Here is a 26,528-nt window from a genome sequence, read left to right as displayed (position 1 = left end):
GGAGGATGCATATGGCAAAGAAAAAAAACGACCAGAACATATTGCTGATGACGGATTCGGCCAGCGATATCGCCGACAGCGACCTGCTTGACGGCGGCATTGTCATGTTGCCGATTCCAATTACCATCGACAGTACTGGCTATCTGGAACGCGTTGATTTTACAACAACGGAATTTTATGAGCGCATGGCAGGCGCCAAGGAGCTGCCTGTCACAAGCCACATTTCCTCGCTCACCTACGCGCGGGCCTATCTCGATGCGTTTGAATCGGGCTATACGGATATCATCAACACAACGATCACCTCGGTCGGCTCGCATATGTTCGAGGCGGCCGTGCTGGGCAAGCGCCAGTTTTTTGAGGAGCATCCGGAAGCGGCAGGCCGCATCAATATCACCATACTTGATTCAGGCACCTATACGGCCGGCTATGGCTATCCGATTGTTGAAGCGTCAAAGATGGTGAAAAACGGCGCGTCAGCTGACGAGGTCATCGCCTATCTTGACGACTTTTATGCGACGGCAGAAATTGTATTCGCCTCCTATTCGCTCGAATATGCAAAGCGGTCCGGGCGTATCCCGGTCGCCGCCGCGTTCATCGGCGACGTGCTTGGCCTGCGGCCGATCATCTCGATCATCGACGGCGTAACCAAGGTTGTGGAAAAGGTGCGCGGCGATAAAAATGTCGTGACGCACATCGTCGATTACGCTTATACGCGCGCGGCTGACAAAAAATCGCCGACCGTCGTGATCTGCGGATCAGTGGGGCAATATGGCGACGATCTGCATAAGGCGGCGGCCAAAAAATTCGGACATACGCCGCGCGCCCGGTATCAGGCCGGCGCATCGATCGCCATCAATTCCGGACCGAAGGTGGTCGCCATGCTGGTGCGGGGTGAAAAGCGCATCAATACCCGCGCGCGCGAGCAGGATTTTTAGCCTGTCTCCCTCCTGCCAAGGGGACCGAAACGCGGTACGGGAGCCGCCCACATGCAATAATCCCCAAAGAAAGGCCCGCGCTGTGCCAAAAGCCTGTCGAAACCGGGGAAAATTGCGCAAAACGCTTGCAAAAACAGTTCCCATGATTTAGAATGTTTCATGGTATAAATCCACAATCAAACTGGTACGGATTCATCTGATTTTCATAAAATGAAGGGTGGAAAAAACAATGAACTCTTACAACAAAAAATCAGTCGAAGATATCGATGTCTCCGGCAAAAAAGTGCTCGTCCGCTGCGATTTCAACGTCCCGCTCAAGGACGGCGCCATCACCTCCGACAAGCGCATTGTCGCGGCTCTGCCGACCATCAAATATCTTCTGGAGCACGGCGCGGCCGTGATCCTCTGTTCGCATTTGGGCCGCCCGAAGGGCGAATTCAAGCCTGAGTTTTCGCTTGCGCCGGTCGCAGTCCGTCTCGGCGAGCTGCTCGGCAAATCGGTTATCATGGCCAAGGATGTCGTCGGCGAGGACGCCAAGGCAAAGGCCGCCGCGCTCAAACCCGGCGAACTGCTGATGCTTGAAAATGTCCGCTTTGAAGCTGGCGAAACAAAGAACAACGCCGACCTGGCCAAGGCGTTCGCTTGTCTGGCTGAGGTCTACGTCAACGACGCGTTTGGTTCCGCCCACCGTGCGCACGCTTCGACAGCCGGCGTCGCCGATTACCTGCCGGCGGTCTGCGGCTTTTTGATCCAAAAGGAGATTACCGTCATGGGCAAGGCGCTATCGGACCCGAAGCGTCCGTTTGTAGCCATTCTGGGCGGCGCGAAGGTTTCCGACAAGATCGGCGTCATCAACAACCTGCTCGATAAGGTCGATACGCTGATTGTCGGCGGCGGTATGGCTTATACCTTTGCCAAGGCGCAGGGCCATTCGATCGGCGATTCGCTGTGCGAGGACGATAAGGTTGAACTGGCCGGTGAGATGCTTGAAAAAGCGAAAGCCAAGGGCGTCAAACTGCTTCTGCCTGTGGACAACCGTGTCGGTGACAGGTTCGACGCCAACTGTGATGTCAAGATTGTTGACAGCGACAGCATCCTTGATGGCTGGATGGGCATGGACATCGGTCCTGAGACAGAAAAGTTGTTCTGCGAGGCGATCAAGGGCGCCGGAACCGTCGTCTGGAATGGACCGATGGGCGTTTTTGAGTTTGATAAATTCGCCGGCGGTACGCTCGCAGTTGCCAAGGCGGTCGCGGATAGCGGCGCTGTTTCCATCATCGGCGGCGGCGATTCGGCCGCTGCTGTCGCCAAGCTCGGTTTCGGCGACAAGATGACCCACATCTCCACGGGCGGCGGCGCGTCGCTTGAATTCCTCGAGGGCCTTGAACTGCCTGGCATCGCCGCCCTCAACGATAAATAAAGCGCGCAAAGGGCGGGCCTCTGCCCGCCCTTGATCTTTTTTCAAGCTCTTAAAAGCAACGCTTTTTCATGTGCCAGAACAGAATATTTGGAGGTCAATAAAATGAATAAAGCCCTTCGTCAGGCGGTCATCGCCGGCAACTGGAAAATGAACAAAAACCGCAAAGAAACCCTGGAGCTGATCCGCGAGCTCGGCCCGATGGTCAAAGATGCGTCGTGCGGCGTAGTCGTCTGCGTGCCGTTCACCGATCTGGAGACGGCGCTCACCTATACGAGCCTGGAGGCAAAAAACATCAAGGTCGGCGCGCAGAACTGCCATTGGGAAAAATCAGGCGCCTATACCGGCGAGATCTCAGCTGATATGCTTGTTGAGATGGGTGTCGAATATGTTGTCATCGGCCACAGCGAACGCCGCCAGTATTTCGGCGAGACGAACGCTACGGTCAATAAGCGCGTGCGGGCCGCGCTCGACGCGGGCCTTCGCCCGATTTTGTGCGTCGGCGAGCTGCTCGCACAGCGTGAGCTTGGCGTCACTGACGAAATTGTCGGACTCCAGACAAAAGCGGCGCTGGCCGGCGTCACCAAGGAGGAGCTTGGCCGCATGATCATCGCCTATGAGCCTGTCTGGGCCATCGGTACCGGCAAGACGGCGACGGCTGAACAGGCAAACGAGGTCTGCCATTATATCCGCGAGGTAGTCGCCGGGCTTTATGACCGCGCGGCGGCCGACGGCCTGACCATCCAGTACGGCGGCTCCATGAATGCCAAAAATGCGGCGGAGCTGCTTAAGCAGCCGGATGTTGACGGCGGCCTGATCGGTGGCGCGTCCCTCAAGGCGGCCGACTTCACCGCGATTGTCAACGCCGCTTCCAACTGACGCCGGCGCGTTGAATGATTATAGGAGGTACCCGCATGAAAAAGCCCTTGGCGCTCATTATCCTTGACGGATTTGGACATAACCCGCTCGACTACGGCAACGCGATCGCTGCGGCGAAAAAGCCCACAATTGACAGTCTATATGCCAGCTGCCCGCACACCTTGATCGGCGCGTCCGGCATGGACGTCGGCCTCCCCGACGGCCAGATGGGCAACTCCGAGGTGGGTCACACGAATATCGGCGCGGGCCGAATCGTCTACCAGGAGCTGACGCGCATCTCAAAATCAATTGAGGACGGCGATTTCTTCAAAAATTCCGCCCTGACCGCAGCCATCGAGAACTGTAAAAAACACAACTCTGCGCTGCATTTGATGGGCCTTTGTTCCGACGGTGGCGTCCACAGCCACATCACGCATCTTTACGGGCTGCTGCGTCTGGCAAAGGATGCCGGCCTACACGACGTATGGGTACACTGCTTCATGGACGGGCGCGACGTGCCGCCGACCTCCGGCCGCGATTATCTCGAGGCGCTCGAAGCGGAGATGAACCATATCGGCGTCGGCCGTGTGGCCACCGTGATGGGCCGCTACTATGCAATGGACCGCGACAATCGCTGGACGCGTGTGGAACGCGCTTATAACGCGATTGTCAACGGCGAAGGTAATTTCAATCCCTCTGTCGTTGATACGGCGGAAAAATCGTATGGGGCGGAGGTCACAGACGAATTCATCGAGCCAACTGTCTGCCAAAAGGGCGCCGGCGTCAAGGATCATGATTCCATTATTTTTTATAATTTCCGTCCGGACCGTGCGCGCGAGCTGACACGCACCTTTGTCGATCCCAACTTTAACGGCTTTGAGCGCAAGGGCGGTCAGAAACATGTATTTTTCGTCTGCATGACGCAGTACGACGCGACAATGCCGAACGTTGAGGTGGCTTTCAAGCCTGAAAGCCTGGCGAATACCTTTGGCAAATATATCTCCGACAAGGGCATGACGCAGCTTCGCATCGCAGAGACGGAGAAATATGCGCACGTAACCTTCTTTTTCAACGGCGGCGTCGAGGAGCCTTATCCGGGTGAGGACCGTGCGCTGATCCCATCTCCGCAGGTTGCGACCTATGATATGCAGCCGGAAATGAGCGCTTTCAGCGTCACCGATGAGGTGGTCAGGCGTATTGAAAGCGGCAAATACGATGTGATCATCCTAAACTATGCCAACTGTGACATGGTCGGCCATACCGGCGTGTTTGAGGCGGCCCGCAAAGCGGTGGAAGCGGTCGATACCTGCCTGGGCCGTACATTGGCCGCTATTGAAAAGGCGGGCGGACAGGCGCTCATCACTGCGGATCACGGCAACGCCGACCAGATGTTTGAGGACGACGGTTCGCCGTTTACTGCGCATACCACCAACCCAGTCCCGTTGTTCTTCTTTGGCTGCGGCGGCATAAAGCTGCGTGAAGGCGGCCGCCTGGCCGATCTCGCACCCACCATGCTCAAGCTGCTCGGTCTGCCCCAGCCCGCCGAAATGACCGGCGAAAGCATTGTCCTCTGACAAACAACATTTTAAACCAATTTTTTACAATTTACGTGTCTGCCCGTTTTTGTGGGCAGACGCGTTTTTACCATCATGGATATAGGCAGTTTTGGTGCAGAACAATACAATTTGCGGGACGCGGTCATTTCAGGGACCTTCACTTCGACGTACCAGCTCCATCCATACGCCGCGCGCCTGGCTTTTTAAAAAAGACAAGTGCGTATTTTTTTAACCGCAACGGTACAAAATAAGGATAATGACTTGTCAACATCCCCAAAAAGGATTATAATAGGGACAACTAACCGCAGCCTCAAGAATTTGTTCAATAGAGGAGGACCCGCCATGAGAAAAGGTACATTTATTGCAACTGTTGCGCTTCTGATTGCGATCGCCGGAGCGATCGTTGCATTTGCCGCTTATTTCAAGCGCCGTAGCTGCGCGCTTTGTGATGATCTGGACGATGAATTTAGCGACAACGATCTGTATGATATGGATTATTATGCCACACAGGTCGACGACGAGCAGCCGCACAGCGGCGGCCACGCCGCTGCCGATACGGCGAACGTTTTGGCTGACGATGATATTCCCGATGAGGAATAATCTGCGTTCATGAAATGAATAAAAGCGGACCCGCGCTTTCGCGCGGGTTCGCTTTTATTCATTTTCTATTCCTCAAATAGCTCCCGAAACATCCTGTCCGGATTATTTAAAAACTGCCTGGTCAACACATAAGCGTCTGTTTCACGGTAAGAGACATGCTCCACGCCCGTCTGTGAAAACCGGTAAATCACCGCGCCCGGATAGGCCGTGAGAATCGGCGAATGCGATGCGATGATAAACTGCGAACCAGCGCGCACCAGCGCGCGTATCCGCGCAAGCAGGGCAAGCTGCCCTGTAACGGACAAAGCGGCCTCCGGCTCGTCAAGCAGATAAAGCCCCTGTCCGCCAAAACGATTTACAACGAGTGAAAGAAAGCTCTCGCCGTGCGACTGCGCATGCATGGAGCGTCCGCCGTAACTGTCAATCAGACGCGGGCCAAGCGGCGTTTCACGGTCAAGCGCATCGATATTTGTGGCGACATTGTAAAAGCTTTCCGCGCGCAGAAAAAAACCGTCTCGCGGGCGGCGCGCGCCTTTTACAACGTGCAGGGCGCGCCACAGCGGCGCATGGGAATCGTTTGTCTTAAAGCAGAAATTGCGCGTGCCGCCCTCCGGATTAAAGCCGCAGGAAATAGCGATCGCTTCCAGCAACGTCGATTTCCCCGAACCGTTTTCCCCGACAAAAAAAGTTACCGGCGCCGTCAATACCAGGTTCCCAAGCCGCCGAACCGCCGGCAGCTCCATCGCATAGCCGCCGTCCGCGCCGGGTTTGACCGAAACCGCCCGGATGAACAATTCCTGTGCCGGTGCAGTTGCGCCGGCAGCCCGCCCGCAGCCGGCCGTTTTAAATCCCGCCGGAACGCTGCGGTCATTCACAGCTCAAGCGTCTGGCCCCGGTGTGTGTATGGAACAATCCGATCACGATATGACGCAGCAGCCGGGTCGTTTACCAAATTCCGGCACAGCGCATAATCGTCCCACAGATGCATTGGTATCACATGGCGCGCACCCACCCGGCGCATAAAATAATCGATTCCAAGGATATATTTGTCCTCCAGGCGCGGATCGACCGGTATAAACGCCATGTCGATTTGTTCCCCCTGCAAAAGATCGATCTGTTCCCGATAGCGCCGGCCCATGTCGTCATTATACGCTTTGCCTTCGCCGTTCCAGTGCCACCAATTGAGATCGCCTGCATGAAACACACAGATGCCGCCGCATTTAACAAGAAACGCAACACCCTCATCGTTGGAGCAAAGCGCACGGATCTGCGCATCGCCAACCATCCTGGTTTCACCCGGCCGTATACGCAGCGCGCCCGCGCGCATCGGTACATCGTGCGATAAAATATAATGTATCCGGCCGGCCCATGTCTCCCACTGGAAAACAACCGGATTAAAGTGATCGTGATGGATATGCGAGACAAAGACATAGACGTCGCGTCCCTCAAGCGCGGACGCATTGACTACACCGTCCGCCAAAGCCCCGCCGCGCGGCGTATCTTTATAATAATCGAAGATGAGCACAGGTCCGCCTGTATCCACAAAAAAACCGCTGTGCGCCAGATAAACCGCTCTCACCGCATGTCCTCCTTTTGATCTGGTATGTCCTTCCAATTCCACCATTTACATTTTTCAGGCTCCGGCGCAGGCGTTTGAGCGAAGTAAACGGCACAACGGTAAACATACAGTACACACCTGTCCAGTACGCCGCAACAGCGGACGCAGTCGCGTTCATAAAGCGCCTGCGGATCCTGTCCTCGAAGCGACTTTACCGTATCAAAGCCGAGCGCGCGCAGATGCTCCGCCATATTCGGACCTACCCCCGGAATTTTCTCAAGCTCCGACTTCACAAACACACCCCTGTTCGTTCCGTATAAATCACACACATGCCGCAGCGATCAAAAGGCGGCGCCCTTATCCTGGAGCTAAGAACCTGTATTCACAGTCGCCAAGCGCTGTCCAGGCGGGCCTTTTGCCCACGCTCCATGTTAAATTTTCTTGCCGGGCGACAGCACGCCTGCAAAAATTCGCCTTGATCAGGTACAAAGCCCCTCGCTCGCCCAGCATCCTCCGGCTGTGAATACAGGTTCTTAGCGCTCACAGGAGCGCAGTCCGCCAGAAAAAATCAAAAACCGGGGATGCGCCCTTTGAAATATATGTTAACCAGGCGTCTGCCCACAAATCTTTTGCGCCGCATGACATGCAGCCACCGCATCGGCGTGTGTACCGGCCGCAATCAAAAAACGGTTGTTGTGGCAAAAACGCAACGTCGCAATACCGGACAGCCCTGGCAGTTCCTCCTCGCCGCGGCCAGCCCACTCAGCAGGAAACGGAACCTTGAGCGCATGCGTCTCATCGTCAGCTGGTACGCCTTGTGCGCTGTATCCGCCGCGCTGTGAGGGATATACGACAAACTGTGCGTCAGAGGCGGGCAGTACCGCTTTCCATGGCGCGAACTGCTCCAACGTGACAACCCCATGCTCCATACTGCGCAAGGCTTCCTCCACATAGCCGCGCGCACGGCACATGCTCCGCACGCTTTCCAAACGTTTTTCCAAAATCACCTGTGCGAACGAAACAGCGTCCCAAAAGCATTTGTCAGCCGGCTCCCTGCTGTCCCATCCCGGATTAAACAGCGCGATCAAAGCGGCTGTCTCACTCCCGCAGCCGGTATTGTCGTCGAGATCGAGCGGCTGGATAAAATGCTGATCAAAACGCGCGCACTCCTCGGAATCTGTAATAAGCCAGCCGCCGAACGCACGCCATAAAAGCCCAAAGGCGGCATACGGCACACCATTTTCACGTACAGGCGCGCCCTTTTGGTGGTGGTCGAAATCGCCGCCGCCGATATCAAAAGCAAAGCCGTGAAACTTCTCCGGCAAGCGCATAACACGCCGGATCTCGATTTTAGGGTTAAGCAATCTGAGCAGCGCCGAAGAAAATACATCGTCAGCATGAAAACGCCCGCCGTGCGTCACGGCGGAATCGGGAACCATCATCATGTTCTGTTACCTTCCTGTCCTTCATTCCCACATGCGATGAGCGCGCATTTTTGCGCGCGTGTCATCCGCTTAATTGCACATTCGCGCCGCATGGCCGCGCTTTTTCCATCAAACGCCTCGCAGTAAACAAGTACGACCGGCAGACGCGCACGGGTATATTTAGCGCCGCGCCCTGCATTATGTGCCGCGAGGCGATGTTCAAGATCCGTGGTCCAGCCAGTATAAAACGTTCCATCCACACAGCGCAGAATATATACATAGCAACTATACGCCATATTCATTTCACCGGCCCTGACGGCAACATAATCCGCGAAGCGGCATGGTATAATCGGCCATCGGGGCGGCAGCGGGCTGCGCCCGCGTATCGCCCTGGCCTTAATCTGGTATAATAACCGCTCCGCGGTTATTATACCATGTGCAGCGCACCGCCGCAAGCGGGAAACCTTACCCATACCATTACCTTCACGCGGCTTCAAGCTCACGCAGATCAGCCAGGGCCTCCTGTTCGGTGTCGGCCGAGAACAGAAATGCTCCTGTCCGGTCGAACACTTCCACATGCCCGCGCACCCATTCAATCGTATATTCCATCATGACCGGCACTCCTTTCAAACAGTCAAACCTTTCCGGCATCCATCAGCGGCGGACGCCTGTATCGCAGTGGCGCTGTGCGCGATAACCCGCACGCGCTGCCTTTTCACATTGCCCCATCATAAAGCGATAAAATCCGAATGACGCCGCGAACCACAGTGCAGCTCCAAGCATTGCGACCACTCCTTTCGCTTCCTATTTTACAGAGTCTCATGTCCTATAATCCGTACAGTTTAATCATAATCACTAAAAAAACGTGCGGGGACCTGAACAGGTCCCCGCACGTTTTCTACCAATCCGATGGCGAGACATATTCTCACCCGCCGGCTTTTGAAAAGGCGGGCAGTTTTTTACCAGGGCTTTTTTTTAAATTGGGAAGGCCGCGTCAAAACCGGTATGTATCGAGAACAGTGCGGGCAAGGTCGCAAAGCTGGCGTGCGACATGCGGCGGAGAAACGATTTTGGCCTCGCCGCCAAAGCCAAACACCCAGGAGAGAAACTGCGGGCTGACCGCCACGGACACAGTCGCATAAAACGCTTCGCTATCCGCACGGGAAATAAAAGCGTCGCGGCCGAACCGGTCGGCGACAACACCGGCCAGCCGGTTAGCGAACCGGATTTTAACCGTCTCCTCCTCGCCGCCGAACATACCGAACATTTTTCGCGCGTATACGGCCATGTCAAACCGCTCAAACTGCGCCTGTCCGTCGCGCGACAGATCGGTCAGCGCAATGCCGTCCATCTTGTCGACCCGGTAATGTTTGATCATGCCCGCTTGAGAATCATACGCGACGAGGTAATAGTTTTCATCGTCCCAGGTCAGCGCCCAGGGGCTGGCGAGATATTGCGCGCCATCATGGCGGTACCGCTTCTGAAACGGCGCGCCGGCGCTGAAATCGACCGTCCATTCAAAGTACCGGAATGTGATGCGCACAGCCTGCGAGATCGCGGTATGCAGCTTGTCGATGTTGTAATAAATGCTCTCGTTCATCGCCTTGACACGGTTGGAAACATAGACCTGACGCTGTAGAAGCCGCGCCTGGCGCTGGCTTGCAAGGCTTTCCACCTTTTTGATCAGCTCGGCTGATTTTTTGTGTGTGATAAAGCGCGACGACTGCACGGCGTCGACAAGCAGCTTCAGTTCCGGCAGTTCAAAGGTCCTGTCGGCGACAAAATAACGCCGGCCCATGCGCTCGACATCCAGTCCATAGAGCCGCAGCGCCTCGATATCGTCATACAGGCTTTTTCGCTCCGCGGATATGCCATATCCTGCAAGCGAAGCAATCAGCTCCGGCATGGTCATGCCGTGGTCCTCATCGGTGTGCTCCAGCAAAATTTTCATCAGGTACAAAAGTTTGAGCTTTTGATTCGGATTCTTAGCCACGCGTTTTCCCTCCCAGTCAGTGAAACAGGGCTGCAATGTCCTTCTGTACGCTCTGTTCAAACGGCGTCAGCGGATGGTCAGCCGCAGAAATCAGCGTGATATTCCAGGCAAATTCCGCTGTGTCAAACGGTACGAACACAACCCCCGGACAATCGTTCATCACACGCGGCAGATCGGCACTGACACCGATCCATCCGTTTTCCAGGCAGCGCCGGTAGATCACAAGCGTTTCCATCGTCGTTTCCGCAACATCAGGCGTAAAACCATAGCGCCAGCACAATTCATGAAACTGGCCATAGCATTTAAACTGCCGGTCCGCCAGAACAAACCGCCGGCCGCGCAGCAGCGCCACATCGACGCGCTGTTGCTCCGCGAGCGGGTCGCCCTGCGGCGCCACGGCATACATCGGACGGGACAATAAGGGTACGCAGGCAAACCGCTTTTGATCGACAGGTTCGAGCGTGACGCCAAAATCGATCGCGCCGGAGGCGACCTGCTCCTCACAGGAAAAATCGGTCGTCTCGGTCAGCTCCAGCTCGCACGGGCGTAAAGCGCGCCGGAGCTGTTCAAGCTCAGCCGCCTGAACCGCGAGCGGTACGCCCATCGTCATACCAAGCCGAATGCTGCGCCGTTCATCGCGCAGACGCTCCATATGTTCCCGCATACGGCCGTAAATGCCCTGCATCTCCTGCGCATAGCGTACAAACGCCTCTCCGCTGGGTGTAAGGGCCAGCGTTTTGCGGCCGCGTTCAAACAGCGGCGCGCCGATTTCATTTTCCATACGGCGGATGGCCTTGCTCAGCCCCTGCTGTGTGATGAACAGCTTGTCTGCGGCGGCGGAAAAAGTCCGTTCCCCACACAGTGTCAAAAAATATGCGATATCCTGAAAATTCATCTGGTTCGACTCCCGGGTTTTTTCACATGCATTTATAATAGTATAACAGACCACGCCTTCTTTCACAACTTAAAGTTTCAATATTGGAATAAAAGTTTCTTTTCACCGGCGCTTTTTCATGCTATAGTAATAAAGAGTCTTACACGCGCGCACAGATGCCCGCGGCCGCTTTACGCATTTAAATTCCGTATATGTGGGCGAAGGGCCTCTTACGTTTATAGAAAGGATTTTGCACCATGAGGAAATTGATTGCATTCATGACAGCCGCCGTGATGGCCTTGTCCCTGGCGGCCTGCGGCGGTTCAGGCGGAGCCGGGGACACGGCGTCCGGAGCAGGTGGCGGCGCTTCGTCCGGCGGATCCGGCGAAATTTTATTTGGCGTTCCCGCCGACGTCTCCTCCCTTGACCCGCACACACAAAACGACAGCTACAGCGAGGAAGTCGTCAAAATGGTATACAACACGCTGTATGCCTTTGATGAAAGCAACACCCCCGCCCCAAGCCTGGCCGAAAGCTATGAGGTCAGCGAGGACAACCTGAGCTGGACATTCCATCTGCGCACAGATGTCAAGTTCCACAATGGCAAGGCGCTCACCGCCAAGGATGTCGAGGCCTCCTTCAACCGCGCGCTGCCGGCGGATTCCGGTTACATCACGACCTCGATGATCTCGCCGATCGAGAGCGTCGCCGCCACTGACGACGCCACCGTCGTCATCAAGACCAAGGAGCCTTACGGTCCGATGCTCAGTCTGCTGTGCAACTATAACACAGCGATTATGGATTCCGATTTCATTGAGCAGTACGGCCGTGACCTTGGAACAACGGCCGAAACGGTCAACGGCACAGGCCCCTACAAGGTGACAAGCTGGGCCAAGGACGAGGAGGTTGTCATCGAGGCCAACCCCGATTATTTCGGCAATAAGGCCCAGGTCGGCGCCATCCGTTATCTGGTCATCCCGGAATCGTCCTCGCGTATTATCGCGCTTGAAAACGGCGAGGTCGATCTGATCCACAAGGTCCCGTCCGAGGAGGTCGCGCGCCTTGAAACGCTCGAGGGCGTTTCCGTGCTCAAAGTAGGCGGCGTGGGACAGCGCCTGTTCCGCTTCGGCTGCAACGACGAGATCATGTCCAACACCAAGGTCCGTCAGGCTTTAACCTATGCGGTTGACCGCGACGCCATCCGCAAGGCGCTCTTTGCCGACGTCTCCGAGGAGGCGACCGGCCCGCTGGCGCCCGCCGTGTTCGGCAGCCACGATTACGGCCCGATCAAGCAGGATCTGGAAAAGGCGAAAGCTCTGCTGGCCGAAGCTGGTTATCCAAACGGCTTTGAAACGAAGATCGTTACCACCACACAGTACGACAAAGGCTCCGAACTTGCGGAGATGATCGCCGCGCAGCTTGGGGAAATCGGCGTCAACGCGACGATCGAAGTGCTCGAATGGAGCGTATTCCTCCCGATGATCAGCGGTATGACGGCCGACGAATTTGACGCGCCGCTCTTTATTATGGGCGCCGGTACGTCGATGGCGGATGCCGACGGCGGCTACCGCGGTCTGTACACAACCACGCCTGACGGCAAAAACGACCGCAACTACGGCTTCTACTCCAACGCCGAGGTTGATGAGTACATCGCGCAGGGTATGACGGAAACCGATCCTGAAAAGCGCAAGGAGATTTACGCCAAAGCCGGCCAGATTCTTTACCTCGACGACCCCACCGGCATCTGGCTTTACGATCAGCTCAATGTGTTCGCTTACAACAGCGACAAGATTGACGGCCTGCGCATCGACGCGCTCGGCTGCGTTCTGTTTGACAACGCGACTGTCAAATAACCGGAGGCGAATGTTTTTCGTATGGGCAGGGGCTGGTTCCTCTGCCCATACTTTATTATTTGCTTTCCAAAAAATGAAAGGGCCTCACGCGGGCTTCCCACACGTTTCAATATCAGAGAAGGAGTCAAAGCCATGTCTACATATATGCATATCGATGTCACCGATACAACCGCAACCAAAGAAACGGAGATCCAGTTCAATCGCTCCAAGCTGCCCGTTTCCGACGAGGTGCGCGCAATCGACCGCGAGCTGGAAGCCGACCCCTCCAACTGCGAATTATGGATGCGCCGCGGCATTGCGCTTTCCAAGCAGATGCTTTTTAAGGAAGCCGTAGAATCGTACTCCATGGGGCTTAGCTACAACCCGTTCCATGCGCTTACCTACCGCCACCGCGGCCACCGCTACCTGTCCATCCGCTGCTTTGCGGAGGCGGCCGCGGACTTTGCGCTGTCAGCCCGGCTGGACGACACCAACTGGGATACCTGGTATCACCTGGGACTTTCCTACTATCTGCTCGGCGACTACAAGCGCGCGGCCGGGGCGTACCGCACCTGTTTGGAACAGAGCGACACCTCCGACAAAGTCGTCGCAGTCACCGACTGGTATTGGATGACAGCCAAACGCCTGGGAGACGAACAGCTTGCCGAAGCCCTGCTCAAACGCGTCGATGAAAACACCGATCCCGGCGAAAACCTTTCGTACAAACGCCGCATCCTGATGTACAAGGGGCTGATCAAGCCGGAGGAGCTGATGCAGTTCGAGGGCGCCGAGTTCCCGGATCTGGAGATCGCCACACAGGGTTACGGCCTGTCGAACTACTACTATGTCAACGGCGAAACGGACAAGAGCAACGCCGTGCTCAAGCAAGTCCTGACCATCAAGAGCTTCTGGAGCGCGTTTGGCTTTTTGGCCGCGCTCGTCGACGCGAAAACGCGCGGACTCGATTACGAGATCGTCGGGTCACTTTAACCGGAAAAGAGGGAGCGCCCCGTGCTTGGTTACACCGTCAAACGAATTTTGCAGGTCATCCCGGTCCTGCTGATCATTTCCTTTATCTGCTTTATGATGATTCGCCTCGTGCCCGGCGATCCGGTGGCGAACATGCTCGGCATCAACGCCTCCAAGGAGGCGATCGCGGCGCAGCGCGCGGAGCTTGGGCTTGATAAGCCGCTTCTGACGCAGTACGGCGATTTTCTCGTCAAGGCGCTGCATGGCGACCTTGGCAAATCGATCACCACACGCCGTCCCGTCATCGATGAGATTGCGCAGCGTTATCCGGCCACGCTGAAGCTGGCGCTCGGCGCGACCGTCTTTGCCGCCGTGGTCGGCATTACATTCGGCGTTCTGTCGGCCGTCAAGCAGAACAAGCTGACTGACAACGTCATCATGGTATTCTCCCTGCTGTCCGTGTCGACGCCGTCGTTTTTCCTCGCGCTTGTCATGCTGCTGCTGTTCTCCATACATTTGGGCTGGCTGCCCAGCATGGGGCTGCGTACGCCGCTTCATTACGTGCTGCCGATCATCACGCTTGGGATGCAGTCGGTCGGCCTGATCGCGCGTACAACGCGCTCGTCGATGCTGGAGGTGCTGCGACAGGATTATATCCGCACCTCGCGTTCACGCGGTATTTCGCAGGCTGTCATCGTCATGCGCCACGCCTTTAAAAACGCCCTGATCCCGGTCGTCACAGTGGTGGGCCTGCGCTTCGGCGGCCTGCTGGCAGGCTCCATGCTTGTCGAAGCCGTGTTCTCCGTGCCGGGCATTGGACGTTTCATGGTTGACGGCGTGCTCAAGCGCGACTATCCCGTCGTACAGGGCACGGTGCTTGTATTGGCCACCACATTCGTCCTTGTAAACCTGGCGGTCGATCTGATCTATGCCTTGATCGATCCGCGCATCAAATACGATTAGGGGGGAAGGCGCGTGTTTAAAAACCCGGTATTCCGGCGCTTTATCAAACGGCCCGCCTCCGTTATCGGCGGTATTGTTCTGATCCTGTTTTTCCTGACGGCCCTGTTCGGGCCGCTGCTGTGCCAAACCGATCCCAACGCCATCAACCCGGACATCTGTTACCAGGCGCCGAGCGCCGCGCACATCTTCGGCACCGACAACCTCGGCCGCGATGTGTTTGCGCGCATTGTCTACGGTGCGCGCGTGTCGCTGGGCGTGTCGCTTTGCGGCGTGCTCATCGGCGCGTTCTTCGGCATCCTTCTCGGCGCGATGGCCGGTTACTTCGGCAAATGGGTCGACACGGTCATCTCGCGCGCCATCGACATCCTGCTCGCTTTTCCAGGGCTGCTGCTGGCCATTGTGGTCGTGGCGGTGCTCGGCAGCGGTATGCAGAACGTCATCATTGCCATCGCGTTTTATTCCGTACCGATCAGCGCGCGTCTTGTACGCGGCGTCGTCATGACAATCCGCAACAGCGAATACTGTCAGGCCTGCCGTGTGTTCGGCGCGTCGCACGCGCGCATCATCGCCACGCATATCATCCCGAACGCGATGTCGCAGATCATCGTCAACACTACGATGGACCTGGGCACGGCGATCCTGACCGCTTCGTCGCTGTCGTTTCTGGGGCTCGGCGTCCAGCCGCCCAATCCCGAGTGGGGCGCCATGCTCTCCACAGCCCGCGACGTCATCCGCAGCGCGCCGTTTGCCGCGCTGATTCCCGGCGTCATGATCACCCTTGTGGTTTTGAGCTTTAGCCTCGTGGGCGACGGCCTGCGCGACGCGCTCGACCCGAAATTGAAGAACAGTTGAGGAGGGTCCGGCCATGGCAGAACCTATCTTAGAGGTCAAGGGCCTGAAAACGTATTTTTATACCGAGGAGGGCGTGCTGCCCGGCGTCGACGGGCTTGACTTTACGCTCGAGCAAGGCAAGGTGCTCGCAATTGTCGGCGAATCCGGCTGTGGAAAAAGCGTCACGTCACTGTCGATCCTGCGCATTGTCCAGTCGCCGCCCGGGCGCATCATCGCCGGGGAGATCCTTTATAACGGCGTGGACCTGTTAAAGCTTAACGAGCGCGACATGCGCAAAATCCGCGGCAATGATATCTCGATGATCTTCCAGGAGCCGATGACCTCCTTAAACCCGGTGTTTACCGTCGGCCGGCAGATCATGGAGAGCCTGATGCTGCACCAGGGCATGACGAAAAAGCAGGCGCGTGCACGCGCCGTCGAGATGCTCACGCTCGTGGGCATTCCGACGCCGGAGCGCATCGTCGACGAATATCCGCACCAGCTCTCCGGCGGTATGCGCCAGCGCGTCATGATCGCGATGGCGCTTGCCTGCAACCCGAAAATCCTGATCGCCGACGAGCCGACCACCGCGCTCGATGTGACTATTCAGGCGCAGATTCTGCGTCTGATCGCCCAGCTCAAGGACCGTATGGGCGCGTCGGTCATCCTGATCACGCACGACCTTGGCGTTGTGGCGGAGATCGCCAACGACGTTATGGTCATGTACGCCGGCGAGGCCGTCGAATACGGCGGCGTGCACGAGCTGTTTAAAAATCCCCTGCACCCGTATACAGAGGGGCTTTTGCGCAGCGTGCCCGTCATGGGGCGGCGCGTCGACGCGCTTTACAACATCCCCGGCACGGTCCCAAGCCCCAAGGATTATCCGGCGGGCTGCCGCTTCTCGCCGCGCTGCGCCCACTGCGCCGATCGCTGCCGCACAGAACACCCGCCGCTGTATGAAATGCCGGACGGCCGCCGGGCGCGGTGCTTTTTGTGTGAGGAAGGAGGCAAACGCCTTGACTGACGAGAAAAAACCGTTGCTTGCAGTGCGGGATCTGAAGGTGTATTATCCCATCAAGGTCCGTTCACGCGGGATATTTTCCCAGAAAAAGCTTGTGCGCGCGGTCGACGGCATCTCCTTCGACGTATACGAGGGGGAGACGCTCGGCATTGTGGGCGAATCGGGCTGTGGAAAATCGACGACCGGCAAGACGATCGTCCGGCTCAACCGCCCGACCGCCGGCGGCGTGACGTACGACGGGATGGACCTCTTTTCCTGTCCGCCCCAGGCGCAGGCGCGCATCAGCCGGGAAATACAGATTGTGTTCCAGGACCCGTATTCCAGCCTTGACCCGCGCTTCACGGTCGGGCGCTCCATCGCCGAACCGCTCGTCGTTCACAAGGCGGGCGCGCCGGCCGAGCGCCGCGCCCGCGTCGTTGAGCTGATGCGCGCCGTCGGCCTGCGCGAGGATGTTTACGACCGTTATCCGCATGAATTTTCGGGCGGCCAGCGCCAGCGCGTCGGCGTTGCGCGCGCGCTCGCGCTCAACCCGAAGCTGCTCGTCTGCGACGAGCCTGTTTCCGCGCTCGACGTGTCCATTCAGGCGCAGATTCTCAACCTGATGCAGCAGCTTCAAGCGCAGTTCGGCCTGACCTATATCTTTATTTCCCACAACCTGAGCGTTGTCGAGCATGTGTGTAACCGCATCCTTGTGATGTACCTCGGGCATATCGTGGAGACAGCCGGCACGGAGGAGCTGTTTAAAAATCCGCTGCATCCGTACACGCGTGCGCTCATGGACGCCGTCCCTATCCCCGACCCGGAGCTTCACAAGGATCGCGAGCCGCTCGGCGGCGACGTTCCCAGCCCGGTGAACCCGCCGCCCGGCTGCCCCTTCTGCACGCGCTGTCCAAAGGTGATGGACGTCTGCCGCCAGCAGCGTCCGCAGCCAGCCGATCTCGGCGGCCATATTGTAAGCTGCCACCTCTATCAGAGCCAAGCGCCCTATCAAAAATAATCCTGACCGCCATCCGGTCTGAGAAAGGAAGCCATCTATGCAAACATCCATGATGCTGGAATTCCCTGTCAATGAATATGAAGCCAGAATCGCCAAGCTGGTCGCCGGTATGCAGAAATACGGGTTTGACGCCGTGCTGCTCTCCTCCAAGGAGAATACCCGTTATTTTTCGGGCTTGCAGTCGATCGTCTGGGACAGCAAGATCGCGGTACCAGGCCTGTTGATTGTGACGGCCAACGGTGATATGACGATTGTCAGCTCCACGAGCAATCAGCCGACCGTCAAGGTAACGTCGTGCCTCGAGCCGGACCGCCTGCTCGCCTATACGCGCACAAAGGAGCCCGGTTTCCCGGACACGTTCCCCAAAGCGATCGCCTACGCGCTTGAAAAATTCAAAGTCAAGGGCGGGCGCATTGGCATGGAGATCGGCACGGGTTTCCGCGTCAGCATGTCGTATGCCGACCAGAAGGCCCTCTTTGCGCTGATTTCGGACGCCGAAATCGCCGACGCCGCGCAGCTTCTGTGGGAGATCCGCCGCGTCAAATCGCCGCGCGAGATCGAGGTTATGCGCGAGGTCTGCCGGATCAACGTGGCCTCCTATAAGAAAGGCTTTGAAAGCATTGTTTGCGGCAAAACGACTGAGGAGGAGCTTTACCGCATCATGTGCGCCGAAAGCTTTATGCAGGGCGCGGAAAATATCCTGCCGCTTGGAATCCGCTGCGGGCGCGAGCGGTATCCCCAGGGCAACTGCCCGCCTTCGAACCGCGTGATCGGCAAAGAACCCGGAGAAATGATGCTTGTAGACGGCGGCCCATGCTACAAGGGCTATTACTCCGACATCATCCGCCAGGCAGTCTCAGGCAAACCGACCGACCGCCAGCAGATGATGTATGATATCGCCGTCGAGGGAAACAATCTTGGCCTTTCCGTTATCAAGGCCGGGATTCCTGCCAGAGAGGTCTGCCGCATTGTCGACGGCTTTTTCTCATCAAAGGGTATGGATTCCTACAACCGCTGCAAGGGCTGGATGGGCCACGGCGTGGGCCTTGACGTGCATGAGCTGCCCACGCTGTCGATGGACTGCGACATTATCCTGGAGCCGGGCATGGTCATGGCGCTCGAGCCCGAGCTTTTTGACGCTGAAATCGGCGTGTTCGGCATCGAACAGAACTTTGTCGTCACCGAAACGGGCTGCGAGCTTCTCACGCCCGCGCCGCAGGAGTTAATGCGCCTGCCGATGTAAGAACCTGTATTCACACTGAAAAGCGGCGACCTGACGGCGGTTTTTTCCGTCATAGCGTGCGGACCCTCCAGTAAAAAAGCCCCCGCCAAGCCGCTTTCTCCCGATATAAATGCAAGTTCTGAGAAAACGGAATGAATCAACGGCCGCTGCAATCCGGCGGCATGGGAGGAACGTCAAATGATTGAACAAAAGAAAATCGGATTTATCGGCGGCGGCCAAATGGGCGAGGCGATCTTCAGTGGCGTCCTGGCGAGCGGCCTTGTCAAGCCTGATCAGGTCGCCGTCACCGATGTCAGCGCCGCCCGGCTCGACGCGCTGAGGGAAAAATACGGCGTGTTCACCGCCGTCAACGACGATGCGAACAGCGGCGCGCGCGCCGTAATCGAGCGCAGCGACATCGTCGTGTTTGCAATCAAACCCCAGTACGCCCGCCCGATGCTCACGGCGGTCAGCGGCGCGTTTTCGCCCGGGCAGCTCGTCATCTCCATCATGGGCGGCATCACGCTCGGCTTTCTGGAGGAATTTTTCCCGAAAAACCCGGTCCTGCGCGTCATGCCGAATACGCCGATGCTTGTGCGGCGCGGCATCGCGGGCATCGCCGCCGGCGCGCACGCCTCAGAAGCAGACAGCGCGCTTGGCGTCGAGCTGTTTAATCTGGTGGGCATGTCGTATCTGCTTCCGGAAAACCTGATCGACCCATTGACGAGCGTAAGCGGATGCAGCCCCGCGTTCGCGTATCTGTTTATCGAGGCGATGGCGGACGGCGGCGTTGAAAAGGGCCTGCCGCGCGACATGGCCATCCGCCTTGCCGCGCAGGCGCTGGCCGGTTCGGCCGAGATGGTGCTCCAGACGGGCAAGCACCCGGCCGAATTAAAGGATAGCGTCTGCTCGCCGGCAGGCAGTACGATTGTCGGTGTGCACGCGCTCGAGCGCGGAGCGTTCCGCAATACGGTCATGAACGCCGTCACTGAAAGCTGCGACAAGATGATCGAGGTCGGCAAAAAGGCTTAAAACAGCGGCCTGTCCGACGCCCAGTCCCCGGGACCCCTCCGGGTCCCGGGGATTTCTGCGCGGCGGCGCATGGCCGCCGCGCCATCCTTCGTCTGGGAGGAACCGTTTTGAAACAGAAAATGTTTTTTCAGGCTGTCCTGCCATGGATTGCTTATTTTAATATCTGTTTTTTCTGGGGGACTTCAACCGTGGCGAATAAGCTCGGGTCCACCTCTATGCATCCGCTGATGGTGGGCGCCGTCCGCTTCACCGTCACAACGCTTCTGATCGCTTTGGCGGCCGCCGCGCGCGGCGTCCCGCTGCGCGTCACCCGCCGCGACTGGAAAACGCTTGGCACCGGCAGTTTTTTGATGTACTTTCTCAACACGCTGCTGCTTCTGTTCGCCGCCGTGCGCGTCGATGCGAGCATCTCGACCATTGTGCTCTGTCTGATCCCGGTGGGGCTTGTCCTTGTCGATTCGCTCGCCCAGCGTCATTTTGATGTTGGAGCGCCCGGCGTCATCGGTATGGCGGGCGGCTTTCTTGGCGTCATGATCGCGTCGGCCAGCGGATTGCTCGGCGGCGGCGCGGATATCGGCGGCATCGCGCTGCTGCTTGCTTCGGTCTGTGTGTGGAGCGTAGGCACTATTTATCTGAAAAACCGCACGGTAGAAGCGACTTTCGTCCTCCAGATCTTTGTCCAGTCGGCCGTACCAGCCGCGGCTTTCCTGCTGGCCGCCCTGTTCACTGGGAACCTGCGCCCCTCCACGCTGAATCCTGGCGGCGTGCTGCCGGCTGTTTACATGGGCGTAGCCGATTCCATCATCGGGCTTGGCTCCTATATGTATCTGCTCAAGCGGTGGCCTACGTCGGTCGTCTCCACATACGCGTATATCAATCCGATCGTCGGGCTGATATTGAGCCATCTTGTGCTGCACGAATTAATGAACACACAGAAAATGGCCGGCGCGGTCGTGATTCTGTTTTCTGTGCTTCTCATCCGGGAGGATAGGCGTCTGACGGCCTGGCTGCGGGCGCGCTGCAGCAGAAAAAACGGCTGACCGGGTCCTGTGTCTGGCAGCATTATTGGAAATTTCCTTCACAAGTTTCTCACCAAACGCTTTGTGAATTGGCGCAGCTGACGAATATATATAACAGAGGAAGTTGTCAGACAGCATTGAAGGAGGTTTTTTCAATGGCGTTGCCGGTGATCGGATCGGTGTTCCAATCCATTCGGATGATGGGGCTTAGCATGAAGTGGCAGCAGCGCAAGGCCGACCCTACCATGCCCAAGGAGGGCGAGGACCCGGAGATTGCCAGGCTGCGCAAGCAGGCGAGCGACGTACGCAAAAGCAACGCCATCTCCTCGATCAAAAGCAAGCTCGATTCCGGCGGTGAATTGACGCCCGAGGAGCTGGAATATCTGCGCATCAACGCCCCCACGCTCTATGAGGAGGCCATACAGGTCAAGCGTGAACGCGCGCAGTATAAGCAGCAGCTCGCCAAATGCAAGACAAAAGAAGAGGCCGATCAGCTCTATATCAACAAAATGCAGGGTTATCTGAGCGCGGCGCGCACAATCTCCAGCAATCCCAACCTGTCGGTAGCTCAAAAAAAGGGCCAGCTCGAACGGATCGCCCGGCGCATGATCGGTATTCAGACCGAACAGAAGATCTTTATCAAAAACGGCGATTATGAACGTCTGCCGAGTGAACAGGAAATCATAGACGAAAAGCGCGCCGACGCGGCCGAAAAAAGCGAGGAGCTTTCCGGCGCGGAGGAATCGGGCGAGGACAGCGAACACCCCCAGACGCCGGACGCCGGCGACGCGTCCCAGGGTACAGACGCGCCGGGGGACGCGGACGCCAGCAAAAAGCCGGATACGGTCTCCAGCCCAAAACCGAAAGCGCATGAGGTGGAGCGGGCGCTCTATAAGGAGCTTGGCATCAGCCGGCCGGGCGAGGGAGCGCGTGTCTATGATGCAAAAGGCGTCGTGCGTGAATTGGACTTTACATTCAAACGGTCGTCTCGGAAGCGTCCCTGAATATGAAATATGAAAAAGGAGGCTGGCACATCTGTGCCCAGCCTCCTTTTTGTGTTCCAGAAAGCGCCGCCGCGGCCCGGGAACCATCTAAAACGCAATGATCACGCCGCCGCTGTTGACATACATGGAGCTGAGTCCCCCCGTGGGCACAACCACCACGTCCTCAAACGGGTAACGCCGCTTTGCCTCGGCGGCGACAAAGGCAGCCTGGCGCTCGTTATGGCAGTGGGAAACGACCAGCGTGCGTTTTGACAGGTCGGCGCCGCACTCCCCAATGATATCGACCAGGCGCGTAAAAGCGCGTACAGAGCCGCGCGCCTTTTCATACAGCTTGATTTCGCCATGGTCGGCTGTCATAATCGGCCGCAGCGACATTGCCGAGGCCACGTAACCGGTTATACGCCCCATCCGCCCCGATTTGATCAGCGTATCAAGGCTTTCCGCAATGAAAAAGGTGCGCATTTTGCGGATGAATGCTTCTGTTTTTGAAACGATCTCGTCAAAGCCAAGCCCCGCCTGCACATACTCCGCAATGCGCAGGGAAACCGCCAGCTCGCCGGCCGACGCCGAACAGGAATCAAATACATGGATTTTCTGATTGGGGCGCGCGGCAAGCGCGAGTGTGCGGCCGATTTGGGCGCTGTTATAAGAACCGCTGAGTTTTGAGGAGATGGTGACGGCAAACACATCGCCCTCACCGGAAAACAGCCGCGCATAGCAGTCCGGCGATGGGCAGGCCGATTTCGGCGCGCTGCGGCTCGCCTTCATCGCAGCAAGAAAGCGGTCGCGGTCAAGGGTCTCATCGTCCGTGTAGCTGACGCCGTCAAGCAGCATGGTCAGCGGCGCCTGTTCGGCATGCAGACGCGTTTTCAGTGCGGGAACCAGCTCGCAGCAGCTATCAGTTACCAATCTGTAAAATGCCATAGTTACTTCCTTTCCCGGGCGGACCGGCCGCACCGTTTGGCTTTCTCCATCATACTTTATTTTGTCCGTGAAATCAACGTTCATTTCATTTCCGGCGTGCCGCCGCGTTTTCTTGACAAATTACGCGTGCAAGGGTATCATTGAAATCGCAAGTCATATTTGAAAATCGATTGATTGAAACAGGATCTGAATATAGATGGGAGCGATTCCTTTGACGCTTGACAAACTGCCCATTGGGCACAGCGGCACCATCCTGACGGTGGGCGGGGCCGGCGCGCTGCGCCGGCGGCTGCTCGATATGGGTCTGACGCCGAAAACGCGCGTTATGGTGCGCAAGGTCGCGCCGATGGGCGATCCGATTGAGCTGCATCTGCGCGGCTATGAATTGACGTTGCGCCTGGAGGATGCGCGCGAAATCGAAATCGAGGAGGACACCTCCAAATGATATTCGCATTGGCGGGCAACCAGAACTGCGGCAAGACGACGCTCTTTAACCAGTTGACCGGCTCCAACCAGCATGTCGGCAACTTCCCGGGCGTGACGGTGGAGCGCAAGGACGGCGAGATCCGCGGGCGGCGCGGCGTAACGGTCGTCGACCTGCCGGGCATCTATTCGCTCTCCCCCTATACGAGCGAAGAAATCGTCACGCGGGATTTTCTGCTCAACCAGCACCCGGACGGCATCATCAATATCGTGGACGCTACAAATATCGAGCGCAATTTCTATCTGAGTATGCAGCTTATCGAGCTGAATATTCCCATGGTCGTGGCGCTTAATATGATGGATGAGTTCCGCGCCAACGGCGGCACCATCAAGCTCAGACGCCTGTCGGAGGAGCTGGGCGTGCCGGTCGTGCCGATCTCCGCCGTCAAAAACGAAGGGATCGACGAGCTGATCGAAACGGCCATCGCCACGGCGCGCGACCGCCGCCGCCCGGCACGGCTCGATTTTTGTTCCGGCGCGGTACACCGCGCCATCCATGCGATCGCGCATCTGGTCGAGGATCATGCGGAGCATACCGGCGTTCCGCCGCGTTTCGCCGCGACAAAGCTTGTTGAAGGCGACCTGCCGATGCTCGAGCGGTTAAAGCTTTCACAGAATGAACAGGATATGGTCGAGCACAGCGTCACGGAGATGGAAACAGAGCTTGGAACCGACCGCGAAGCGGCGCTTGCGGATATGCGTTACAGCTTCATCGACAGCCTGTGCGCTCAAACGGTGGTCAAGCCCACAGAAAGCCGCGAGCATCTGCGCAGCCTGCGCATGGATAATGTCCTGACGCACAAATATTTTGCCATCCCGATTTTTCTCACGATCATGCTTGTCATCTTCTGGCTGACGTTCGGCGTGATCGGTACGGCCCTCTCCGACCTGTTGTCGATGGGAATTGACGCGCTCACGGCCGCAGCATCGGACGCGCTGACGCGCTATGGCCTTAACCCGGTTATTCATTCGCTTGTGATCGACGGCATATTCGCGGGCGTAGGCAGCGTGCTTTCTTTTCTGCCAATCATTGTTGTGCTGTTTTTCTTCCTTTCAATCCTTGAGGACAGCGGCTACATGGCGCGTGTCGCCTTTGTTATGGACAAGCTGCTACGCAAAATTGGCCTGTCGGGCCGTTCATTCGTGCCGATGCTGATCGGGTTTGGCTGTTCGGTGCCGGCGATCATGGCGACGCGCACGCTTTCCTCTGAACGCGACCACAAGATGACCGTTTTGCTTACGCCCTTTATGTCGTGCAGCGCCAAGCTTCCAATCTATGCGATGTTCACCGCTGCATTCTTTCCAAAGCATCCGGCGCTTGTGATGATCTGCCTGTACACGGGCGGCATGGCCGTGGGCGTCCTGTGCGGACTTGTGCTGAAAAATACGGCCTTTCACGGCAAGCCCGTGCCATTTGTCATGGAGCTGCCGAACTATCGCCTGCCCGGGCCAAAGAACGTCGCGCTGCTCTTGTGGGACAAGGCAAAGGATTTTCTCACGCGTGCGTTCACGGTCATTTTTCTGGCGACAATCGTCATCTGGTTTTTGCAGACGTTTGACACGCGTCTGAACGTTGTCGCCGCGGGCGGCGAGGCGAGTATGCTCGCCGGAATCGGCCGGCTGATCTCGCCGGTGTTCACGCCGCTCGGTTTTTCCGACTGGCGCGCGGCGACCGCCCTGATCACCGGCTTTTCCGCCAAGGAGGCCGTCGTAAGCACCCTGGCTGTGCTCACTGGCACAAATACCGCGACGCTGCCGGCGGCGCTCGCGCAGATTTTTACGCCCGCCGCTGCGGTCGCATTTTTAACGTTCACGCTTCTTTATACGCCGTGTGTCGCCGCCATCGCGGCTGTGCGCCGCGAGCTTGGCGGCCGCTATGCAGCCGTCATGGCCATGGGCCAATGCCTGATCGCCTGGGCGGCCGCGTTCCTTATCTATCACGCGGCACGTTTCATTTTTTAATTGCGCGCGTCTGTCAAAAGGCGCCCCTGGAACGAAAGTTCCAGGGGCGCCTTTTTAGCTCTCCCTCCAATATTTCAAAAATCAAAAGTCTCGGGGTCAAAGCTTGTTCGGCCGTTCGCATCCATTGCGTCGATCGCGCGCATATCCGTTTCGTCGAGCGCAAAATCGAACAGATCGATGTTTTCAAAGATACGGTCCCGGTGTATCGATTTTGGAATCACCGCGTAGCCGCTCTGCACATTCCACCGCAGAATGATCTGCGCAGGTGTTTTGCCATAACGCGCGGCCATCTCACGAATCAACGGAAAATCAAAACTGCCGCGCACAAGCGGTGCCCATGCCTCAACCTGGATTCCACGCTGTGTACACCACTGCGCCAGCTCGTTTTGATTGAGCAGCGGATGGCGTTCAATCTGGTTGACAGCGGGCATAACGTCACAGTCCTCAGCCATCCATTGCAGATGCCGTTTCATGCAATTAGAAACACCGATCGCGCGGATGCGTCCCTCCTTATGCAACCGCTCGAGTGCGCGCCAGGAATCAATCAGGCGCGCGCGTTTCTGCCCTGGCCAATGAATCAGGAAAAGATCGAGATGATCTGTCTTTAATTTTCTCAAACTTTCCTCAAAGGACAGCAGGGCCTTGTCGTACCCCTGGTTTGGGTTGTCCAACTTGCTTGTCAGAAAGATGTCGCTTCGCGCGATACCTGAACGGCGCAGCGACTCGCCCAGAATATGCTCATTCTGATACATCTGTGCTGTATCAAAACTTCGATAACCGGCTTCGAGCGCGTACTGGACTGCATGGTCCATCTCTTTCTGGCCGTTGGTCTTGAAGACACCGAGTCCCACCAATGGCATTTCTATGCCATTGTAAAGCGAAACCACATGTCTCATCTAAAACCACTCCTCTCGCAATGCGCCTATGGCGCTTGGTACCATTATAAAGCAAACAGGATGCATTTGTACAGATGTGCCGAAGATCGTATAAAGGAATTTTTCAAATATTTTGCTGAATTCCATCGAAAAAGCAAAACCCCATGACCTGTCTCACA

Annotated in this window: 28 protein-coding genes; 17 read left to right on the top strand and 11 right to left on the bottom strand. The window is 57.2% G+C overall.

What is annotated here, in order from left to right:
- The first annotated feature begins 11 nt into the window (after positions 1-11).
- The 5 genes from FMM72_RS03940 to FMM72_RS03920 all read left to right on the top strand — a co-directional run bounded on the left by FMM72_RS03940 (position 12) and on the right by FMM72_RS03920 (position 5,366).
- Positions 12-935 carry a DegV family protein gene (locus FMM72_RS03940; RefSeq protein ID WP_162220657.1) on the top strand — a complete coding sequence of 308 codons (924 nt, stop codon included), beginning with the start codon at positions 12-14 and terminating at the stop codon, positions 933-935.
- A 229-nt stretch (positions 936-1,164) separates the two neighbouring features.
- Complete coding sequence (locus FMM72_RS03935) at positions 1,165-2,355, top strand: phosphoglycerate kinase (RefSeq protein ID WP_160209446.1); 1,191 nt, start codon at positions 1,165-1,167, stop codon at positions 2,353-2,355.
- A gap of 102 nt (positions 2,356-2,457) precedes the next feature.
- Positions 2,458-3,231 carry a triose-phosphate isomerase gene (gene tpiA / locus FMM72_RS03930; protein ID WP_160209447.1) on the top strand — a complete coding sequence of 258 codons (774 nt, stop codon included), beginning with the start codon at positions 2,458-2,460 and terminating at the stop codon, positions 3,229-3,231.
- A 35-nt stretch (positions 3,232-3,266) separates the two neighbouring features.
- On the top strand, positions 3,267-4,784 hold the full coding sequence (gene gpmI / locus FMM72_RS03925) for a 2,3-bisphosphoglycerate-independent phosphoglycerate mutase (protein WP_162220656.1): 1,518 nt from the start codon (positions 3,267-3,269) through the stop codon (positions 4,782-4,784).
- A gap of 324 nt (positions 4,785-5,108) precedes the next feature.
- A complete protein-coding gene (locus FMM72_RS03920; RefSeq protein ID WP_160209449.1) occupies positions 5,109-5,366 on the top strand; it encodes a hypothetical protein in 258 nt (85 codons plus the stop codon).
- 65 nt (positions 5,367-5,431) lie between these two features.
- On the opposite strand, the gene FMM72_RS03915 is transcribed toward FMM72_RS03920, so the two are convergent.
- The 9 genes from FMM72_RS03915 to FMM72_RS03885 form a co-directional block, all read right to left on the bottom strand.
- The gene (locus FMM72_RS03915) at positions 5,432-6,160 is read right to left on the bottom strand and encodes an AAA family ATPase (protein ID WP_243157724.1); all 729 of its coding nucleotides are present in this window, start codon (positions 6,158-6,160) and stop codon (positions 5,432-5,434) included.
- Positions 6,161-6,237: 77 nt separating this feature from the next.
- Positions 6,238-6,945: an MBL fold metallo-hydrolase gene (locus FMM72_RS03910; RefSeq protein ID WP_162220655.1), complete on the bottom strand. Its 708-nt coding sequence runs from the start codon at positions 6,943-6,945 to the stop codon at positions 6,238-6,240.
- Positions 6,942-7,217 carry a helix-hairpin-helix domain-containing protein gene (locus FMM72_RS03905; RefSeq protein ID WP_162220654.1) on the bottom strand — a complete coding sequence of 92 codons (276 nt, stop codon included), beginning with the start codon at positions 7,215-7,217 and terminating at the stop codon, positions 6,942-6,944. The genes FMM72_RS03910 and FMM72_RS03905 overlap by 4 nt, the downstream gene beginning before the upstream one ends.
- A gap of 309 nt (positions 7,218-7,526) precedes the next feature.
- Positions 7,527-8,369, bottom strand: coding sequence for an MYG1 family protein (locus FMM72_RS03900; RefSeq protein ID WP_160209452.1), 843 nt, complete (start codon positions 8,367-8,369; stop codon positions 7,527-7,529).
- The gene (locus FMM72_RS03895) at positions 8,366-8,644 is read right to left on the bottom strand and encodes a GIY-YIG nuclease family protein (RefSeq protein ID WP_180322874.1); all 279 of its coding nucleotides are present in this window, start codon (positions 8,642-8,644) and stop codon (positions 8,366-8,368) included. Before FMM72_RS03895 ends, FMM72_RS03900 begins: the two co-directional genes overlap by 4 nt.
- Positions 8,645-8,831: 187 nt before the next feature.
- A complete protein-coding gene (locus FMM72_RS17360) occupies positions 8,832-8,960 on the bottom strand; it encodes a hypothetical protein (protein WP_006875534.1) in 129 nt (42 codons plus the stop codon).
- A gap of 42 nt (positions 8,961-9,002) precedes the next feature.
- Entirely contained in the window at positions 9,003-9,131 is a 129-nt protein-coding gene (locus FMM72_RS17355; RefSeq protein ID WP_257431998.1) for a hypothetical protein, read from the bottom strand.
- A 211-nt stretch (positions 9,132-9,342) separates the two neighbouring features.
- Positions 9,343-10,341 (bottom strand): helix-turn-helix transcriptional regulator, encoded by a 999-nt coding sequence (locus FMM72_RS03890; protein ID WP_180322873.1) that lies wholly within the window; start codon positions 10,339-10,341, stop codon positions 9,343-9,345.
- A gap of 16 nt (positions 10,342-10,357) precedes the next feature.
- Positions 10,358-11,236 carry a LysR family transcriptional regulator gene (locus tag FMM72_RS03885; protein WP_162220652.1) on the bottom strand — a complete coding sequence of 293 codons (879 nt, stop codon included), beginning with the start codon at positions 11,234-11,236 and terminating at the stop codon, positions 10,358-10,360.
- Between the two features lie 236 nt (positions 11,237-11,472).
- Here FMM72_RS03885 and FMM72_RS03880 point away from each other — a divergent pair, with 236 nt between their 5' ends.
- From FMM72_RS03880 to FMM72_RS03835, 10 genes are all read left to right on the top strand, one after another.
- Entirely contained in the window at positions 11,473-13,068 is a 1,596-nt protein-coding gene (locus tag FMM72_RS03880; RefSeq protein WP_160209457.1) for an ABC transporter substrate-binding protein, read from the top strand.
- A 132-nt stretch (positions 13,069-13,200) separates the two neighbouring features.
- A complete protein-coding gene (locus tag FMM72_RS03875) occupies positions 13,201-14,037 on the top strand; it encodes a tetratricopeptide repeat protein (protein ID WP_160209458.1) in 837 nt (278 codons plus the stop codon).
- A gap of 21 nt (positions 14,038-14,058) precedes the next feature.
- The gene (gene nikB / locus FMM72_RS03870; protein WP_160209459.1) at positions 14,059-14,979 is read left to right on the top strand and encodes a nickel ABC transporter permease; all 921 of its coding nucleotides are present in this window, start codon (positions 14,059-14,061) and stop codon (positions 14,977-14,979) included.
- Between the two features lie 12 nt (positions 14,980-14,991).
- Positions 14,992-15,831, top strand: a complete 840-nt coding sequence (locus FMM72_RS03865; RefSeq protein ID WP_162220651.1) for an ABC transporter permease subunit — start codon at positions 14,992-14,994, stop codon at positions 15,829-15,831.
- A gap of 13 nt (positions 15,832-15,844) precedes the next feature.
- A complete protein-coding gene (locus FMM72_RS03860) occupies positions 15,845-16,834 on the top strand; it encodes an ABC transporter ATP-binding protein (protein ID WP_162220650.1) in 990 nt (329 codons plus the stop codon).
- Entirely contained in the window at positions 16,827-17,828 is a 1,002-nt protein-coding gene (locus FMM72_RS03855; protein WP_162220649.1) for an ABC transporter ATP-binding protein, read from the top strand. The genes FMM72_RS03860 and FMM72_RS03855 overlap by 8 nt, the downstream gene beginning before the upstream one ends.
- Before the next feature lie 37 nt (positions 17,829-17,865).
- Positions 17,866-19,071 (top strand): M24 family metallopeptidase, encoded by a 1,206-nt coding sequence (locus FMM72_RS03850; protein ID WP_162220648.1) that lies wholly within the window; start codon positions 17,866-17,868, stop codon positions 19,069-19,071.
- 177 nt (positions 19,072-19,248) lie between these two features.
- Positions 19,249-20,082, top strand: coding sequence for a pyrroline-5-carboxylate reductase (gene proC, locus FMM72_RS03845; protein ID WP_160209464.1), 834 nt, complete (start codon positions 19,249-19,251; stop codon positions 20,080-20,082).
- A gap of 107 nt (positions 20,083-20,189) precedes the next feature.
- Positions 20,190-21,122 carry a DMT family transporter gene (locus FMM72_RS03840; RefSeq protein WP_243157718.1) on the top strand — a complete coding sequence of 311 codons (933 nt, stop codon included), beginning with the start codon at positions 20,190-20,192 and terminating at the stop codon, positions 21,120-21,122.
- Positions 21,123-21,256: 134 nt separating this feature from the next.
- Positions 21,257-22,105, top strand: a complete 849-nt coding sequence (locus FMM72_RS03835; protein WP_162220647.1) for a hypothetical protein — start codon at positions 21,257-21,259, stop codon at positions 22,103-22,105.
- A gap of 87 nt (positions 22,106-22,192) precedes the next feature.
- Here FMM72_RS03835 and FMM72_RS03830 read toward each other — a convergent pair whose 3' ends face one another.
- Complete coding sequence (locus tag FMM72_RS03830) at positions 22,193-23,029, bottom strand: DegV family protein (RefSeq protein WP_162220646.1); 837 nt, start codon at positions 23,027-23,029, stop codon at positions 22,193-22,195.
- A gap of 196 nt (positions 23,030-23,225) precedes the next feature.
- On the opposite strand from FMM72_RS03830, the gene FMM72_RS03825 reads away from it, so the two are divergent.
- Together FMM72_RS03825 and feoB are read left to right on the top strand one after the other, a co-directional pair.
- The gene (locus FMM72_RS03825) at positions 23,226-23,474 is read left to right on the top strand and encodes a FeoA family protein (protein ID WP_006875516.1); all 249 of its coding nucleotides are present in this window, start codon (positions 23,226-23,228) and stop codon (positions 23,472-23,474) included.
- Positions 23,471-25,474 (top strand): ferrous iron transport protein B, encoded by a 2,004-nt coding sequence (feoB, locus tag FMM72_RS03820; protein ID WP_162220645.1) that lies wholly within the window; start codon positions 23,471-23,473, stop codon positions 25,472-25,474. Before FMM72_RS03825 ends, feoB begins: the two co-directional genes overlap by 4 nt.
- Before the next feature lie 74 nt (positions 25,475-25,548).
- On the opposite strand, the gene FMM72_RS03815 is transcribed toward feoB, so the two are convergent.
- Positions 25,549-26,370 carry an aldo/keto reductase gene (locus FMM72_RS03815; protein WP_160209468.1) on the bottom strand — a complete coding sequence of 274 codons (822 nt, stop codon included), beginning with the start codon at positions 26,368-26,370 and terminating at the stop codon, positions 25,549-25,551.
- Positions 26,371-26,528 lie beyond the last annotated feature (158 nt).

Source organism: Anaerotruncus colihominis, assembly GCF_010206195.1.
GTDB lineage: Bacteria > Bacillota > Clostridia > Oscillospirales > Ruminococcaceae > Anaerotruncus > Anaerotruncus colihominis_A.
Note: the sequence above shows the minus strand (reverse complement) of the source record. Positions and strands in the feature narration are given on the sequence as shown.

Coding starts and splice junctions, on each gene's coding strand:
- FMM72_RS03940 (WP_162220657.1), top strand. CDS start 12: ATGGCAAAGAAAAAAAACGACCAGAACATATTGCTGATGACGGATTCG.
- FMM72_RS03935 (WP_160209446.1), top strand. CDS start 1,165: ATGAACTCTTACAACAAAAAATCAGTCGAAGATATCGATGTCTCCGGC.
- tpiA (WP_160209447.1), top strand. CDS start 2,458: ATGAATAAAGCCCTTCGTCAGGCGGTCATCGCCGGCAACTGGAAAATG.
- gpmI (WP_162220656.1), top strand. CDS start 3,267: ATGAAAAAGCCCTTGGCGCTCATTATCCTTGACGGATTTGGACATAAC.
- FMM72_RS03920 (WP_160209449.1), top strand. CDS start 5,109: ATGAGAAAAGGTACATTTATTGCAACTGTTGCGCTTCTGATTGCGATC.
- FMM72_RS03900 (WP_160209452.1), bottom strand. CDS start 8,369: ATGATGATGGTTCCCGATTCCGCCGTGACGCACGGCGGGCGTTTTCAT.
- FMM72_RS03895 (WP_180322874.1), bottom strand. CDS start 8,644: ATGGCGTATAGTTGCTATGTATATATTCTGCGCTGTGTGGATGGAACG.
- FMM72_RS17360 (WP_006875534.1), bottom strand. CDS start 8,960: ATGATGGAATATACGATTGAATGGGTGCGCGGGCATGTGGAAGTGTTC.
- FMM72_RS17355 (WP_257431998.1), bottom strand. CDS start 9,131: ATGCTTGGAGCTGCACTGTGGTTCGCGGCGTCATTCGGATTTTATCGC.
- FMM72_RS03885 (WP_162220652.1), bottom strand. CDS start 11,236: ATGAATTTTCAGGATATCGCATATTTTTTGACACTGTGTGGGGAACGG.
- FMM72_RS03880 (WP_160209457.1), top strand. CDS start 11,473: ATGAGGAAATTGATTGCATTCATGACAGCCGCCGTGATGGCCTTGTCC.
- FMM72_RS03875 (WP_160209458.1), top strand. CDS start 13,201: ATGTCTACATATATGCATATCGATGTCACCGATACAACCGCAACCAAA.
- FMM72_RS03860 (WP_162220650.1), top strand. CDS start 15,845: ATGGCAGAACCTATCTTAGAGGTCAAGGGCCTGAAAACGTATTTTTAT.
- FMM72_RS03850 (WP_162220648.1), top strand. CDS start 17,866: ATGCAAACATCCATGATGCTGGAATTCCCTGTCAATGAATATGAAGCC.
- proC (WP_160209464.1), top strand. CDS start 19,249: ATGATTGAACAAAAGAAAATCGGATTTATCGGCGGCGGCCAAATGGGC.
- FMM72_RS03835 (WP_162220647.1), top strand. CDS start 21,257: ATGGCGTTGCCGGTGATCGGATCGGTGTTCCAATCCATTCGGATGATG.
- FMM72_RS03830 (WP_162220646.1), bottom strand. CDS start 23,029: ATGGCATTTTACAGATTGGTAACTGATAGCTGCTGCGAGCTGGTTCCC.
- FMM72_RS03825 (WP_006875516.1), top strand. CDS start 23,226: ATGGGAGCGATTCCTTTGACGCTTGACAAACTGCCCATTGGGCACAGC.
- feoB (WP_162220645.1), top strand. CDS start 23,471: ATGATATTCGCATTGGCGGGCAACCAGAACTGCGGCAAGACGACGCTC.
- FMM72_RS03815 (WP_160209468.1), bottom strand. CDS start 26,370: ATGAGACATGTGGTTTCGCTTTACAATGGCATAGAAATGCCATTGGTG.